The sequence below is a fragment of the Streptomyces sp. NPDC047880 genome, from assembly GCF_040706515.1.
Lineage (GTDB): Bacteria > Actinomycetota > Actinomycetes > Streptomycetales > Streptomycetaceae > Streptomyces.
This window is the reverse complement of the sequence record NZ_JBEZOK010000005.1, coordinates 56,477-69,808: the sequence shown is the minus strand read 5'-3', so window position 1 is coordinate 69,808 and position 13,332 is coordinate 56,477. Positions and strand designations below refer to the sequence as shown.

Below are 13,332 nucleotides of genomic sequence, written 5' to 3'. Positions count from 1 at the left end.
GTTGGTTGCCAACTTCTCGGAGTTGGCGGAAGTTTTGCTTCCGGACTTCCGAAGGGGGAACACCGATGCCCGCCCTCGCTCTCCTCTCCGCCGCCTTCGTCGTCGCCTTCGAGCAGCTCGTCCAGTGGAAGTACGGTCCGGCCGGCATCGTCGGCCTGATCCTCCTCACGGTGGGCGTCAAGGCCAAGAGCCCGGCCGTCAGCTCCGCCGGAGCGGTCGTGCTCGCACTGCTGATGACGGGGCCCGCCCGATGAGTCACCGCACCACCCCGGAACGACCCGTGGGAGACGTCAGCCCGTGAGCACCAGCTCCGAACTGATCGTCTCCCACAATGCGTTGAACCACAGGTGCGACTGCTCCACGAACGTCGTGTCACGCAGCCCCGCGCCCTGCCGGAAGGCGAACAGCATGGACCGGGTGCCCTGGGCGTCGTACAGCGCCGGCTGCTCGCGGTCGGTCTCGGCCTCCCGGCGCGTCAGCGTGTAGTACGCGAACAGCGCCTCCGTGCCGTTGAGCAGGTACAGCTTCACCGGCGGGGTGAAGGGCAGCGCCCGGAACGTGACGTGCACGTCGATGCCGTGCGTGGCGCGCAGGGCCAGCAGGTTGTGCTGGAGGACCTGCCCCTGGGCGTTGCGCATCGCCAGCCACCGTTCGTGCACCCAGTCGTCGCCACGCCCCTCGACCGGCACCGGGAAGGCCAGGTCGATGTCCCGGCTCGGCAGCAGCACCCGGACGTCGACCTTGGCCGGTTTCAGCCGCCCGGCGTGGATCTGCCGCAGCGGCTCGCCGATGGCGAGCGTGAGCGAGACGGACGTCAGGCACACGGCGTCGATCTCGACGTGCTCCGCCGCGAACGCCTTGGCTATCCGCGGAGCGAGGGCAACCGTCGTGGGCCGCGGCAGCGCTTGTGGGCCGGTCAGCGCACCGGCGGGGTCGGACGCGACGGTCGCCGGGCTGCCCTTGGACACGTTGGTGAGCAGCCGCTCGGACTGCAGGATCCGCAGCGCCTGCCGCACGGCACCGCGCTCGACCCCGAACTCGTGTGCCAGCTGGGCCTGGGTGGGCATGCGCTCACCCGGGCGCAGCGCCCCCGACCTGATCCGGGCACGCAGCTCCTCGGCCACCTCGTGATGGGTTCTCCGTGGCCGTCCTGACCTCTTCCGTCCTGGGACGGAGTCGTCTTCCGGGTCCGCTTCCGGGTCCACACCGGCACGGTACAACTTCCCGCCATCTTTGGGCAGTTCAGCGGAAGGTGGTTATGAGCCGCTTCCAGGCGGAGATAAGTACGGTGAAGTTGGTGGCCAACCTGAGGAACATGGTCACACCCTCAAGGCGGTTGGCCACCCGCCAGAGGACTCCCTTCCGGAGGGGAGCCGGGAGTCCCGCCCGGCCGGCACGGCCGCACGACAACACAACAGAACAGCTCGCTACGGATGCGGGTGCCAGCACACCAGCGGCCACCACCGGCACACCGGCAGGAGGGAGCGGCTCAGAACATGTCCGGGCACCACGGCCGCCTGGACGTACGCAGCAGGGCGTCGGCCTTCCGGGCGGCGCCCACTCGTTCCTCACGCACCCGTCCCAGCGCCGCCAGCCGCACCGCCGACTCGTCCCCGAGCCACAGCGCCGCCAACTCTCCCAGCCCCAGTGCGAGTTCCGCGCTCTGCGTGGTGGGCGTGCAGGACGCACCCTCGGGCGAGGCCTCCAGCCGGTACCGCCCGCCGGTCAGCCCGTCCACGCCGGCGACCTCCAGCACCAGCGTCCCCTGACCCTCGTACGTCCGCGCCTGAAGCGCCCGCTCGACGTCCAGGATGCGCACCCACAGCCAGTCGGCGAGCGTGGTGATCCGGGCCGCCCTCGGGTCGGGGAAGAGGTGCGGGAGCAGGTCGTCGGGCGCCCGCCAGCCGCTCTTCACCCGCACCACCCAGTCGATGGAGCACAGGTACTCCCACAGCGCGCGTTCCGCGGCCGGTGTCGTGCCGATCAGCCACCGCACGGTCGCCGTGTTCAACGGCTGCTTGGCCTCACCCCAGTTGTCGTCCACCTCGTAGGCGGCCATGCCCTCGACCTCGCCGGACGCCGAGCGGTACACGGCGAAGAAGGACGGCTTCCACGTCGGGTCCCAGCGCTGGGCGCCGGTGTTCGCCTTCCACCAGAACTCGTCGCGGTCGATGGCGCCGGGCCGGCCTCGGCGCAGCCGCTCGTGCAGCTCGGGTCCGAGCTTGCGGACGTCCTCGCCCTCCACCAGGTCGATCCGGCCGCCGTCCGCCGGTCCCGCCCACCGGGCGTCGAGGCCCGTGCGCGGCACATCGACCGTCCACTCCGCCATCGAGGTCGCCGGCCCGAAGCCGTACCGGCCGTAGATCGGGTACTCCGCGGCGATCAGCGTCGCGACGACGTCCCCGCGGTCCTTCGCGGCCGCCAGGTCCCGCGCCATCATGCGGCTGAGCAGTCCACGGCGGCGGTGGGTGGCGGTGACCGTGACGCCCGAGATGGCGTCGGCCGGGACGACGGCCCCGCCGACGGCCGTGAGCTCCTGGCCGAAGGAGCGGAACGTCGCCACACACCTGCCGTGGTCGAAGGCTCCGAGGTAGCGGCCTTCGATGAACCGCCCGCGCCGCCGGCCCTCGATCTCCTCCTCGGAGGGGGCCGGCGCCCGCAGGAAGCCGGTGTTCACGGCACGCAGCCATGCGGCGAACTCGGCTTCGGCGATCGGGCGTATCTCGATGTCGTCGGCACGGGGCACGGAGGTCATGGATTCACGCTAGGCGGAGGGCCGGCCGGTGTCGTCCGAATATCCGGGCCGCCGGCCCTCCCCCGGGCCCCGAGCGGCTCACACCAGCAGGTCGTCGACCTGCGCCTCCCCCTCGCGGTAGCGGCGCGCGATCTCGGCACTGCACTCGTCGGCCGTGCGCTGGAGGCGCCGGCGGCGCCGGGACACCTGCTGCTCGTGACGCTCCAGCCGCCCCATCGCCGTGTCCAGCTCCAGGTCCGTGCGCGCGCCCAGGTCGGACAGCTCGACCTCGGCGAGCATCTCCGCGGCCAGCTGCCGGCACTCCTCGCCCTGCGGGGTGCCCAGGGTGACGTGGCGGGCCGAGGAGCGGTGCCGGACCGGGCCGTCCCGCAGGATCTCCGCCAGCCGCTCCACCACCGACGTCTCCTCCGGCACGGCGGCGGAGGCCGCTCCCGCCGGGGTGCGCCGGGCCACCTCCGCGCGCAGGATGTCGATCCGCCCCTGGAGCAGCCGCCGCAGATAGCTGAGGTCCGCCTCGTCGCGCTGGGCCTCGCGGCGCAGCGTGCGCAGCTCGGGCAGGCTCAGCGCGGGCAGCTCGGGCGCGGAGCTGTCCGAGGGCAGCCGCGGGCTGTCCGTGCGCTGTGTGGGCGGCCGGTGGTACTCCGACGCGCCCACCCCCGTGTACGTCGACCGGACAGCCGCCTGCTGCTGTCCGGTGCTTGATGTGCTCATGTGCCTCAACCGTCCCCTCGACCGGTGTGTGCAAGCATCGTGCCACCCCAAGTGGCCGCTATGGGAACGAGTGCCCCCGATAGACCCCAGTTGGGCGGTATAGCGGCAAAATACGGCCGTGCAGGGGCTGTTGGCGTCCGCGCAAACCACCCTTTCGGGCCATCCGCCGACCGCGCGGGGCGCCGATGTCACCGCCCTGCATGATGGACGTATGCGAGCAGTGGTGCAGAGGGTGGACGGCGCGAGCGTCGTCGTGGACGGCGAGACCGTGGGTGCGATCGAGGGCGAGGGGCTGTGCGTCCTCGTCGGCGTCACCCACGAGGACACCAAGGAGAAGGCGGCCCAGCTGGCCCGCAAGCTCTGGTCGATCCGCATGCTGCACGACGAGAAGTCGTGCAGCGACATCGACGCACCGCTCCTGGTGATCAGCCAGTTCACGCTCTACGGCGACGCGCGCAAGGGCCGGCGCCCCACCTGGAACGCCGCCGCGCCCGGCGACGTGGCCGAGCCCCTCGTCGACGAGGTCGTCGCCCAGCTGCGCTCCCTGGGTGCGACGGTGGCCACGGGCCGCTTCGGCGCGGCGATGAGGGTATCGCTGACGAACGACGGCCCGTTCACGGTGCAGATCGAAATCTGACCCGAAAGATCTACAAGTCCTACGGCTCGACGACGACTTCCTGGGCCGCGGCGGTGTCGCCGGCCATCAGCGGGGCGTCCACCGCCACGTTCCGCTTCACCAGCGCGAGGGCGACCGGGCCGAGCTCGTGGTGGCGGGCCGACGTCGTGATGAAGCCGACCTTGCGGCCGTCGGGGCCGTCGTCCGCGAGCCGGAGCTCCGTCCCGGCCGCGGGCAGGTGGACCTCGCTGCCGTCGAGGTGCAGGAAGACCAGCCGGCGCGGCGGCTTGCCCAGGTTCTGCACCCGGGCGACCGTCTCCTGCCCCCGGTAGCAGCCCTTCTGCAGGTGCACCGCCGAGCCGATCCAGCCCAGCTCGTGCGGGATGGTGCGGTGGTCGGTCTCGAAGCCGAGCCGGGGCCGGTGCTGTTCCACGCGCAGCGCCTCGTAGGCGAGGAGCCCGGCGGGCGGCCCGGCGTGCCCGGCGTACGACTCCAGATCGGCGCGCGGCAGGAACAGGTCCCGGCCGTGCGGGGTCTCCCGTACGACGACGCCGTCCGGCACCTCGGCGATGGAACCGGCCGGGAGGTGCACGACGGCGATGTCGGCCGTCCGGTCGGCGACCTCGACCCGGTAGAAGAACTTCATCGACTCCAGGTACGCGATCAGCGCCTCCTGGGTGCCCGGCTCCACATGGGCCCAGACCGTCGCACCGTCGTCGACGAGGTACAGGGCGTGCTCGATGTGACCGTTCGCGGAGAGGATCAGCGCCTCGGTCGCCCGGCCCGCCGGGAGGTCGCTGACGTGCTGGGTGAGCAGCAGGTGCAGCCAGGCCAGCCGGTCCTCGCCGGTGACGGTGACGACCCCCCGGTGCGAGAGGTCCACGAAACCGGTGCCGTCGGCCAGGGAACGCTGCTCACGGAACAGGTCGCCGTAGTGGGCGGCGACACCTTCGTCCACGCCCTCGGCGGGGACGGCGCCGGGCAGGGTCAGCAGGGGGCTCTTCATATCCGTAAGCCTACGACTCGGTAGTTGAAGCCTTGAGCGTGCAGTCCTTGCACCGGCCGAAGATCGCGAAGTGCTTCAGGTCGGTGTCGAAGCCGAAGGTCTCCCGCAGCTTGGCCGTGAACTCGGCGGCCACCGAGACGTCCGCCTCGATGACGTTCTGGCAGTCCCGGCACACCAGGTGGATGTGATGGTGCCGGTCCGCGAGGTGGTACGTCGGCGCCCCGTGCCCCAGATGCGCGTGACTGACCAGGCCGAGCTCCTCCAGGAGCTCCAGCGTCCGGTACACCGTCGAAATGTTGACCCCCGACGCCGTCCTCCTCACTTCCACGAGGATGTCGTCGGGGGTCGCGTGCTCAAGGGCGTCCACGGCTTCGAGCACGAGTTGCCGCTGCGGGGTCAGCCGGTAGCCGCGCTGCCGCAGATCGCTCTTCCAGTCGGTGCTCACCACACCCAAGAGTCTAGGACTACTTGAAGAAGGCGATGCCGTCGTCCGGCATGTCGTCGGGCAGGGCCTTGGCCCAGCGCTCGACCTCCTCCGGGGTGACGACCTTCTTCAGGTGGGCGGACATGTAGGGGCGCAGCTCGACCTCGGGGGTCTGCTTCTCGCCGACCCACATCAGGTCGCTCTTGACGTAGCCGTACAGGCGCTTGCCGCCGGTGTAGGGCTGTGAGGCGGCCGTGCGGGCCACCGCGTCCGTGACGAGGTCGATCTGGGGCTTCTTGTCGGCCAGCTCGCCGTACCAGATCTCGATGACGCCGTCGTCGCGGGTCATCGTCACCTCGACCTTGCGGTCGGCGTCGATCCGCCAGAAGCCGTGCTCGGACTCCAGGGGGCGGACCTTGTTGCCGTCCTTGTCCAGCACCCAGCTGTGGGACTGGTACTCCAGGAAGTCCCGGCCGTCGTGGGTGAAGGCGACCTCCTGCCCGAAATTGCACTTCTCGGAGCCGGGGAAGTCGTGCACACCGGCGCCCGCCCAGGTGCCGAGCAGGAAGGCGAGCGGGACGAGGTCCTTGTGGAGGTCGGACGGGATCTCGATCATGTGAACTTCCTAGACGTGGGTCAGCGCTGGCCCTGGTACAGCTTCTTCACGGTCAGTCCGGCGAAGGCGAGGACGCCGACGGCGACCAGGACCAACAGGATTTCGAAGAAGATCTCCACGGGGTGCTCCTTGAGCGGGGGTGCGAACGGTTGCACAGGGCCGAGCCCAGCTTACGCGGGCCCTTCCGGCACTACGATTCCGGCTATGGCGAAGAAGCTGGTGATCAAGGTGACGGCCGGGGCGGACGCCCCCGAGCGGTGCTCCCAGGCGTTCACGGTGGCGGCGGTGGCCGTCGCCAGCGGCGTCGACGTCTCCCTGTGGCTGACGGGCGAGTCCGCCTGGTTCGCCCTGCCGGGCCGGGCCGCCGAGTTCGAGCTGCCGCACGCGGCTCCCCTGCCCGACCTGCTGGACTCCCTCCTCATGGCCGGCCGCGTCACCCTCTGCACGCAGTGCGCGGCCCGCCGCGACATCACGGAGCAGGACGTCCTCGAGGGCGTCCGGATCGCGGGCGCGCAGGTCTTCGTCCAGGAGGCGATGGCGGACGAGACGCAGGCGCTCGTCTACTGAGACTCCGAGTACAGGCAGAACGGGTGCCCTGCCGGATCCAGCAGCACCCGGACGTCGTCCTGCGGCTGGTACCCGGCGAGCCGCGCCCCGGCGGCGACGGCCCGCGCGGTCTCCCGCTCCAGGTCGTCGACCTCGAGGTCGGGGTGCACCATCATCCGCGGCCGGTCCGGCTCGCTCGGCCGGACCGGTGGCCGGTAGCCGGGTTCCGTCTGGAAGGCCGGCCCCGTGCCGCCGCCGGGCGGCCGGATGTGGACCCAGTCGGGGCCGTCCTCGTCCCGCCGGACGCCCCAGCCGGGCAGCAGCCGCAGATGGAAGTGGGCGAGCTCCCGGGCGTTCGGGGCGTCCAGGACCGCCGCTGTCAGTCTCATGGGGCGCGGATACCCCGGGCGGGCGGGGAGGACGCCGGTCAGTGCCGGCGCTTCTTGCCGTCCAGCTCGTCCCACCACTCGTCGGACTGGGGATCCCCGGAGGGGTCGTCCCACCACCGGTCCTCCGGCCCGCGCCGGTTCGCGACCATGGCCGCGACGGGCGGGATGACCATGGCGACCACGCACATCCCGACGGCGACGGGTACCGACCACAGCCGCACGACACCCCAGGCCAGCACGAAGAGGCCGATGCAGAGGCCCATCATCGCGAAGTACGTGTGACGCCGCCGTGCGTACATGTCTCCAGCGTAGGTCCGGGCAGGCCGAAGGGCCGCACCCCAGGTGTCCAACCCGGGGAGTGCGGCCCTTCGAGGACCGGTCGCCGTCAGACGGCGATCGCGACCTCCGCCAGGCCGCCCTGCTGGGCGACGACCGTGCGGTCGGCGGTGGCGCCGGGCACGAGGGCACGGACGGTCCAGGTGCCCTCGGCCGCGTAGAAGCGGAACTGTCCGGTCGCCGAGGTCGGCACCTCGGCCGTGAACTCGCCGGTCGAGTCCAGCAGACGGACGTAGCCGACCACGGGCTCGCCGTCCTTGGTCACCTGACCCTGGATGGTGGTCTCACCGGGCTTGATCGTCGAGGCGTCGGGGCCGCCGGCCTTCGCACCGCACATGTCGTACTCCTGAAGTCTGGAAAGGTCGGTCGGGGTTGCTTACTTGTTGGCGCCGAGCTCGATCGGCACGCCGACGAGGGAGCCGTACTCGGTCCAGGAGCCGTCGTAGTTCTTGACGTTCTCCACACCGAGGAGCTCGTGCAGCACGAACCAGGTCAGCGCGGAGCGCTCACCGATGCGGCAGTAGGCGATGGTGTCCTTGGCCAGGTCGACGCTCTCCGCGGCGTAGAGCTCCTTGAGCTCCTCGTCCGACTTGAAGGTGCCGTCGTCGTTGGCGTTCTTGGACCACGGGATGTTGCGGGCGCTCGGCACGTGGCCGGGACGCTGGGACTGCTCCTGCGGCAGGTGGGCCGGGGCGAGCAGCTTGCCGGAGAACTCGTCGGGCGAACGCACGTCGACGAGGTTCTGCGAACCGATGGCGGCCACGACGTCGTCGCGGAAGGCACGGATGGAGGTGTCCTGGGCCTTGGCCTTGTAGTCCGTCTTCGGACGCTCCGGCACCTCGTCGCCGGGGACCAGCTCGCGGGCGTCGAGCTCCCACTTCTTGCGGCCGCCGTCGAGGAGCTTGACGCTGTCGTGGCCGTACAGCTTGAAGTACCAGTAGGCGTAGGAGGCGAACCAGTTGTTGTTGCCGCCGTAGAGGACCACGGTGTGGTCGTTGCCGATGCCCTTGTCGGACAGGAGCTTCTCGAAGCCCTCCTGGTCGACGAAGTCACGGCGGACCGGGTCCTGCAGGTCCTGCGTCCAGTCGATCCGGATGGCGTTGCGGATGTGGTTCTTCTCGTAGGCGGACGTGTCCTCGTCCACCTCGACGATGGCGATGGTCGGGTCGTCCAGGTGCTCCTGGAGCCAGTCGGCGTCAACCAGGACGTCGTTGCGGCTCATGCTTCTTCTCCTCCGGGGCAGTTACGGCGGGGCGTGCGAGGTCTGCAGGGCGCACCCTTGAGGCAGGGCGGCGCACGGGTGCCCGTGATGCAGGGCTGCGGGGATGCGCGCGCCGGCGCGACTGCCGACGCGATCGCTCAGAAGGTGCGACAGAGCATGGCGGCGACGCGGCACAGGTCTACTGCCCGCCGCTTCGTGAGGTCCGCCTGTCGCTTCATAGCGTCGATCGTAGGGACGGTTTGGCGGGCGTGTCACCGGCGTGTCGCATATTGAGACGCCACAATCCGCCATATGGGATCGAGAGGCTGCCGGGCCGGTCACCGCGCGGCCCCCGGCCGACCCTGTCCACCCTCACATCTACGCTACGGACATCGCCGTCTCGCCCACCGGACAGTGCTGGTCGGACAGCCCTGGTCGGGCCGCCACGGGCGGGCCGTCACCGGAGGGCCGTGGGCCCGCCGTGCTCCTGTCTACCCGGCCAGCCGGACGCCGGAACCCTTCACCGTGATCTCGACGCCGTCCGGAGCGGCCTCGACCGTGTCCAGCTTGATGCCGCCGGGCAGGCCGTCGATCTTCTGCTGGAAGTCGGTGATCGCCCGGACGCGGTTCTCGGCGATGTCGACGCCGCCGAACCTGGGCAGGCCGTCGGCGTGCACGCGGACGGTGCCGTCGTCCACCTTCACCGAGCTGAGCACGGAGATCGGCTCGGGGAGCTTGGTGCCGAGGACCGTGGCCTCGACGGTGACCTTGATCTTGCCGTTGCCGCCGTCGGAGAGGCCCACGACGTTGGCGGTGACGCCCGGGGCGACCTGCGTGGGTTCGGACTTCGCCGTCTTCAGCAGCTCGTCGTAGGCGATGGTCGCGGTGCCGGTCGCGCTGGTGGCGGTGGCGGAGCTGTAGTCGCCGGAGAACTCGACGCCCTTCATGTCGGCCCGGAGGTCGTCGATACGGATCTTCCGGCCGTCGTTGCCCGCGGCGGCCTCGTAGTCCTTGATCCCGACCTCGATGTCGTCCAGGGAACCGCCGGCGACCTGGGTGAGGAACGGGAAGCCCTTGATCGACACGTCGGGGGTGGACGACAGGTTCTCCGTCGTCTTCAGCCGGTCGGCGGCCTCGTCCTCGGCGAAGTTCACCGCGATGCGGTCGGCGATCACGAAGAGCCCACCCAGGATCACGACGAAGATCAGCAGTATTCGCAGTGCGCGCATGCGGTGTGTCCCCCACCGGTCCGGTGCTTCGACGACCCGGTGGCCGTCCCTTGCGCGAGGGTAACGCCGAGGGGAAGGGGGACCGCGGAATTGTTGATCACCTGTGACAGGCGCGGAGGCCCGGCATCCGGGCCTCCGCGCCTGCGGACCTCCATGACCGCGGGTTACGCCAGCGCCCGGCCCAGGACGTACACCGCCGGTGCCGCCGCCGCCAACGGCAGGGCGACGCCAGCCGTGAAGTGGACGAAGCGGGACGGGTAGTCGTAGCTCGCGACCCGGTGGCCGATCAGGGCGCAGGCGGCGGCGCCCGCGCCGAGGAGGGCTCCCGAGGTGCCGAGGTCCGTGATCGCACCGGCCGCGACGCCCGCGCCCGCCGCCGCGAGGAGGGACACGACGACCGAGGCCGGGGTCGGCAGCGACAGGGCGCGGGCCGGGACGGCCACCGCCACGGCCACCGCGCCTACCGTCACCGCGTCCGCGGCTGCCGCGAGGTACCCGCCGGCCACGATCGCCAGCGCCGAGGCGGCGACCGTCGCCATCAGGCCGTACATCCGCTCGTCCGGGTCGGCGTGCGAGCGCAGTTGGAGGACCAGCGCCAGCAGCACCCACACCCCGAGCGTGCCCAGGATCGCCGCCGGCGAGCGGTCCGAGGCCAGCAGCGCCGCGTCGGCGGCCAGCGCGCCCGCGAAGCCCAGCGCGATGCCCTGCCGGGCGGGCCACATGCCGTTCAGCCGGAACCAGCCGGCCGCCGTGACGGCCTGGAGGACGACCAGCGGCACGAGCAGCGCGTACGTCCCGACCGCCGCGGCACCGGCCAGCAGCAGCCCGAGCAGCGCCGTCAGCGCGGCCGGCTGCATGCCGGGCTCGATGACCGGGGAGCGCCCCTCCGCCCGGGCCCGCTGCGCGTCCGTGACGCGCGTGTTGCCGCCGACGGTGGCGGGGCCGTAGCCGGGAGCGGAGGTGCCGGCGGCGTCGGCCGGGGCCGGGGCGTGGGCTTGGGCCGCGTGCCCCTGCGGGGGCTGCGGGATCCCGGGGTTCTGGGGAGACCGGGGTGATCGGGACGACTGGGGCGTCAGGATCGCCGTCTCCGGGTCCGGCGCCTGCGCGGCCACCTGCCGGTGGTTCTGCGTCTCCCAGGTCTGTCCCTGCCACTGCTGCGTGTACTGCTGAGCGGCGTGCGGGTCCTCGTACCCCTGGGGTCCCTGCCCGGGCCACGCCTGCGGCTGCTGCCCGTAGGGGCCGTAGCCGTCGTACGGCTGGTGGGGCTGGTTCGGCTGGTCGGTCATCGTCACCCTCCTGCGAACGGCGGGAGCACCTCGACCGTGCCGCCGTCGGCCAGCCGTACCGTCTCATGTCCGCGGGTGCCCACCGGGTCACCGTCCACGAGGAACGAGCACCGGCGCAGAACGCGCTCGAGTTCGCCGGGGTGGCGCTCGCGCACCCCGTCGAGCGCCTCGGCGAGCGTGACCGCCTCGTACGGCTCCTCGGCCACCCCGGCCGCGGCCTTGGCGGCGGCCCAGTAGCGCACCGTGACCTTTGGCATCTGCTTCCTCAATGAATTCGACGGTGAACCCCGTCAGGCTAGCCCGCCCGGGCGACGCCCCACTCCCCGATCCTGGCCAGCAGTTCGTCGCCCGTCGCGTGCTCGGCGTGCCCCATGCCCGGCTCCAGCCACAGTTCGCCCTGGTCACCGGCGGCCGCGGCCAGCATCCGCGGATGGTCGACGGGGAAGTAGCCGTCGGCGTCGCCGTGCACGATCAGCAGCGGGACGGGGGCGATCCTCGGCACCGCCTCCACGGGCGAGAGGGGCACCGGGTTCCAGTCCCGGTGGTGGATGCGCGTACGGAAGCCGTACCGGCCGACGATCCGCCCCTCGGGCCGGGTCACCAGCCAGTGCAGCCGCCGCATGGGCGCGGTCCCCCGGTAGTACCAGCGGGCCGGCGAGCTGACCGACACCACCGCGTCGGACTGCCCCGGGTGCAGCGCCGCGTGCCGGAGCACCACCGAGCCGCCCATCGAGAAGCCCACGGTCACCACCCGCGCGTGCCCGCGGCCGCGCGCCCAGGCCACCGTCGCCGCCAGGTCGAGCACCTCCCGGTCGCCGACCGTGGAGTGCCCGCCGGACATCCCGTGCCCGCGGAAGGAGAAGGTGACCACGCCCCCGTACCGCGCGAACGCCTGGGCGATCCGGCGCACGTGCGGGCGGTCCACCGCGCCCGTGAACCCGTGGGCGACGACGAACACGGGATGAGCGGAAGGCGTCCCCGAGGTGTCGTGCACGGCCGCTCCCGGCTCGTACAGGGTGTCGATCGCGACACCGTCGGACGTCCGCAGAAACGCTCTCGAAAGCATCCGCACAGGCTTTCCCCCACTCGTCTCGGCATGCGGACGATCGGTGGAACGCGCCACATGACCTGCCCGACCGGAGCTCATGTGGGCTATTCTGCTGGGCAGAGGACTCGGGCAGCGAAGCCCCCGGGTCCTTTTGTGCTTTCGGAAGCGTTGTATACGACGCGGGAAACCGCAGGTGTACGGGGCCTTCGGGATCGCAGAGCGGTGCTGTGCCAACAAACGTCCTCGCAGGGACCGAGGAGGAACCAGACATATGAGTTCTCTGCTGCTCCTGACCAATGCCCTCCAGCCGTCGACGGAGGTGCTCCCCGCCCTCGGCCTGCTCCTGCACAACGTGCGTGTGGCGCCCGCGGAGGGCCCCGCCCTCGTCGACACCCCCGGCGCCGACGTCATCCTCGTCGACGGCCGCCGTGACCTGCCACAGGTCCGCAGCCTGTGCCAGCTGCTGCGCTCCACCGGACCGGGCTGCCCGCTCGTCCTGGTCGTCACCGAGGGAGGCCTCGCCGCCGTCACCGCGGACTGGGGCATCGACGACGTCCTGCTGGACACCGCCGGCCCGGCGGAGGTCGAGGCGCGGCTGCGGCTGGCCATGGGACGGCAGCAGATCGTCAGCGACGACTCCCCGATGGAGATCCGCAACGGCGACCTGTCGGTGGACGAGGCGACGTACTCGGCGAAGCTCAAGGGCCGCGTCCTCGACCTCACCTTCAAGGAGTTCGAGCTCCTGAAGTACCTCGCCCAGCACCCCGGCCGGGTCTTCACCCGCGCCCAGCTGCTCCAGGAGGTCTGGGGCTACGACTACTTCGGCGGTACGCGCACGGTCGACGTGCACGTACGGCGGCTGCGCGCCAAGCTCGGCCCGGAGCACGAGTCGCTGATCGGCACCGTCCGGAACGTCGGTTATCGATTCGTTACGCCGGAGAAGCCGGAGAAGATGGAGCGCGCCGCCGAGGAGGCGAAGGCCAAGGCGGCCAGCGCGAAACAGGACACCGAGGACAAGTCGGCCGCCCCGGACGCCGCCGGCGCCCGCGCCAAGGCGTAAAGAGGCGTATTGCCCCGCCGGCCTGGGCACCGCTCCTCGCACAGGGTGTCCCGGACGGCGGTCGGGATATCGTACGGAACCTCCTTTACGCCCTGCCCACAGCCGGTAT

At 71.4% G+C, this 13,332-nt stretch carries 19 protein-coding genes; 4 read left to right on the top strand and 15 right to left on the bottom strand.

The features are described 5' to 3' along the window. Positions 1-65: 65 nt before the first annotated feature. Positions 66-254, top strand: a complete 189-nt coding sequence (locus AB0937_RS10015) for a hypothetical protein (RefSeq protein ID WP_031143363.1) — start codon at positions 66-68, stop codon at positions 252-254. Between the two features lie 36 nt (positions 255-290). Here the strand turns inward: AB0937_RS10015 and AB0937_RS10010 are convergent, their stop codons facing one another. From AB0937_RS10010 to AB0937_RS10000, 3 genes are all read right to left on the bottom strand, one after another. After that, the gene (locus AB0937_RS10010; RefSeq protein WP_366710754.1) at positions 291-1,220 is read right to left on the bottom strand and encodes a winged helix-turn-helix domain-containing protein; all 930 of its coding nucleotides are present in this window, start codon (positions 1,218-1,220) and stop codon (positions 291-293) included. Positions 1,221-1,489: 269 nt separating this feature from the next. Beyond that, positions 1,490-2,755, bottom strand: coding sequence for a GNAT family N-acetyltransferase (locus tag AB0937_RS10005; protein WP_366710753.1), 1,266 nt, complete (start codon positions 2,753-2,755; stop codon positions 1,490-1,492). 78 nt (positions 2,756-2,833) lie between these two features. Further along, positions 2,834-3,466, bottom strand: coding sequence for an aerial mycelium formation protein (locus tag AB0937_RS10000; protein ID WP_366710751.1), 633 nt, complete (start codon positions 3,464-3,466; stop codon positions 2,834-2,836). A gap of 211 nt (positions 3,467-3,677) precedes the next feature. On the opposite strand from AB0937_RS10000, the gene dtd reads away from it, so the two are divergent. After that, entirely contained in the window at positions 3,678-4,103 is a 426-nt protein-coding gene (gene dtd / locus AB0937_RS09995; protein ID WP_030242984.1) for a D-aminoacyl-tRNA deacylase, read from the top strand. 19 nt (positions 4,104-4,122) lie between these two features. On the opposite strand, the gene AB0937_RS09990 is transcribed toward dtd, so the two are convergent. Genes AB0937_RS09990 through AB0937_RS09980 form a run of 3 tightly spaced genes read right to left on the bottom strand, consistent with a single transcriptional unit; the run spans position 4,123 to position 6,128 of the window. Then, entirely contained in the window at positions 4,123-5,088 is a 966-nt protein-coding gene (locus AB0937_RS09990; protein WP_366710749.1) for a folate-binding protein, read from the bottom strand. Positions 5,089-5,098: 10 nt separating this feature from the next. After that, on the bottom strand, positions 5,099-5,536 hold the full coding sequence (locus AB0937_RS09985) for a transcriptional repressor (RefSeq protein ID WP_366710747.1): 438 nt from the start codon (positions 5,534-5,536) through the stop codon (positions 5,099-5,101). 16 nt (positions 5,537-5,552) lie between these two features. Beyond that, positions 5,553-6,128 carry an FABP family protein gene (locus AB0937_RS09980; protein WP_366710745.1) on the bottom strand — a complete coding sequence of 192 codons (576 nt, stop codon included), beginning with the start codon at positions 6,126-6,128 and terminating at the stop codon, positions 5,553-5,555. A 204-nt stretch (positions 6,129-6,332) separates the two neighbouring features. Between AB0937_RS09980 and AB0937_RS09975 the strand changes: the two genes are divergently transcribed. Then, on the top strand, positions 6,333-6,695 hold the full coding sequence (locus AB0937_RS09975; RefSeq protein WP_366710744.1) for a DsrE family protein: 363 nt from the start codon (positions 6,333-6,335) through the stop codon (positions 6,693-6,695). Here AB0937_RS09975 and AB0937_RS09970 read toward each other — a convergent pair. From AB0937_RS09970 to AB0937_RS09930, 9 genes are all read right to left on the bottom strand, one after another. Further along, a complete protein-coding gene (locus AB0937_RS09970) occupies positions 6,689-7,063 on the bottom strand; it encodes a VOC family protein (RefSeq protein WP_366710742.1) in 375 nt (124 codons plus the stop codon). The two genes, AB0937_RS09975 and AB0937_RS09970, sit on opposite strands and share 7 nt — an antisense overlap. Before the next feature lie 38 nt (positions 7,064-7,101). Beyond that, positions 7,102-7,362: a DUF3099 domain-containing protein gene (locus AB0937_RS09965; protein WP_366710741.1), complete on the bottom strand. Its 261-nt coding sequence runs from the start codon at positions 7,360-7,362 to the stop codon at positions 7,102-7,104. Positions 7,363-7,448: 86 nt separating this feature from the next. Next, positions 7,449-7,736: a DUF1416 domain-containing protein gene (locus AB0937_RS09960; protein ID WP_003991226.1), complete on the bottom strand. Its 288-nt coding sequence runs from the start codon at positions 7,734-7,736 to the stop codon at positions 7,449-7,451. Positions 7,737-7,775: 39 nt separating this feature from the next. Next, positions 7,776-8,621 (bottom strand): sulfurtransferase, encoded by an 846-nt coding sequence (locus AB0937_RS09955; RefSeq protein WP_366710739.1) that lies wholly within the window; start codon positions 8,619-8,621, stop codon positions 7,776-7,778. Positions 8,622-8,758: 137 nt separating this feature from the next. Next, on the bottom strand, positions 8,759-8,839 hold the full coding sequence (locus AB0937_RS09950; RefSeq protein ID WP_350310325.1) for a putative leader peptide: 81 nt from the start codon (positions 8,837-8,839) through the stop codon (positions 8,759-8,761). 252 nt (positions 8,840-9,091) lie between these two features. Next, positions 9,092-9,829, bottom strand: a complete 738-nt coding sequence (locus tag AB0937_RS09945) for a DUF2993 domain-containing protein (protein ID WP_366710737.1) — start codon at positions 9,827-9,829, stop codon at positions 9,092-9,094. Positions 9,830-9,993: 164 nt separating this feature from the next. Then, entirely contained in the window at positions 9,994-11,115 is a 1,122-nt protein-coding gene (locus tag AB0937_RS09940) for a hypothetical protein (RefSeq protein WP_366710736.1), read from the bottom strand. Positions 11,116-11,117: 2 nt separating this feature from the next. Further along, positions 11,118-11,372, bottom strand: coding sequence for a MoaD/ThiS family protein (locus AB0937_RS09935; RefSeq protein WP_234845559.1), 255 nt, complete (start codon positions 11,370-11,372; stop codon positions 11,118-11,120). Between the two features lie 38 nt (positions 11,373-11,410). Further along, entirely contained in the window at positions 11,411-12,262 is an 852-nt protein-coding gene (locus AB0937_RS09930) for an alpha/beta fold hydrolase (protein WP_366710735.1), read from the bottom strand. A gap of 172 nt (positions 12,263-12,434) precedes the next feature. Between AB0937_RS09930 and AB0937_RS09925 the strand changes: the two genes are divergently transcribed. Next, the gene (locus tag AB0937_RS09925) at positions 12,435-13,223 is read left to right on the top strand and encodes a response regulator transcription factor (RefSeq protein WP_366710733.1); all 789 of its coding nucleotides are present in this window, start codon (positions 12,435-12,437) and stop codon (positions 13,221-13,223) included. The last annotated feature ends 109 nt before the right edge of the window (positions 13,224-13,332 follow it).

Coding starts and splice junctions, on each gene's coding strand:
- AB0937_RS10015 (WP_031143363.1), top strand. CDS start 66: ATGCCCGCCCTCGCTCTCCTCTCCGCCGCCTTCGTCGTCGCCTTCGAG.
- AB0937_RS10005 (WP_366710753.1), bottom strand. CDS start 2,755: ATGACCTCCGTGCCCCGTGCCGACGACATCGAGATACGCCCGATCGCC.
- AB0937_RS10000 (WP_366710751.1), bottom strand. CDS start 3,466: ATGAGCACATCAAGCACCGGACAGCAGCAGGCGGCTGTCCGGTCGACG.
- dtd (WP_030242984.1), top strand. CDS start 3,678: ATGCGAGCAGTGGTGCAGAGGGTGGACGGCGCGAGCGTCGTCGTGGAC.
- AB0937_RS09990 (WP_366710749.1), bottom strand. CDS start 5,088: ATGAAGAGCCCCCTGCTGACCCTGCCCGGCGCCGTCCCCGCCGAGGGC.
- AB0937_RS09980 (WP_366710745.1), bottom strand. CDS start 6,128: ATGATCGAGATCCCGTCCGACCTCCACAAGGACCTCGTCCCGCTCGCC.
- AB0937_RS09975 (WP_366710744.1), top strand. CDS start 6,333: ATGGCGAAGAAGCTGGTGATCAAGGTGACGGCCGGGGCGGACGCCCCC.
- AB0937_RS09970 (WP_366710742.1), bottom strand. CDS start 7,063: ATGAGACTGACAGCGGCGGTCCTGGACGCCCCGAACGCCCGGGAGCTC.
- AB0937_RS09965 (WP_366710741.1), bottom strand. CDS start 7,362: ATGTACGCACGGCGGCGTCACACGTACTTCGCGATGATGGGCCTCTGC.
- AB0937_RS09960 (WP_003991226.1), bottom strand. CDS start 7,736: ATGTGCGGTGCGAAGGCCGGCGGCCCCGACGCCTCGACGATCAAGCCC.
- AB0937_RS09955 (WP_366710739.1), bottom strand. CDS start 8,621: ATGAGCCGCAACGACGTCCTGGTTGACGCCGACTGGCTCCAGGAGCAC.
- AB0937_RS09950 (WP_350310325.1), bottom strand. CDS start 8,839: ATGAAGCGACAGGCGGACCTCACGAAGCGGCGGGCAGTAGACCTGTGC.
- AB0937_RS09945 (WP_366710737.1), bottom strand. CDS start 9,829: ATGCGCGCACTGCGAATACTGCTGATCTTCGTCGTGATCCTGGGTGGG.
- AB0937_RS09940 (WP_366710736.1), bottom strand. CDS start 11,115: ATGACCGACCAGCCGAACCAGCCCCACCAGCCGTACGACGGCTACGGC.
- AB0937_RS09935 (WP_234845559.1), bottom strand. CDS start 11,372: ATGCCAAAGGTCACGGTGCGCTACTGGGCCGCCGCCAAGGCCGCGGCC.
- AB0937_RS09930 (WP_366710735.1), bottom strand. CDS start 12,262: ATGAGCTCCGGTCGGGCAGGTCATGTGGCGCGTTCCACCGATCGTCCG.
- AB0937_RS09925 (WP_366710733.1), top strand. CDS start 12,435: ATGAGTTCTCTGCTGCTCCTGACCAATGCCCTCCAGCCGTCGACGGAG.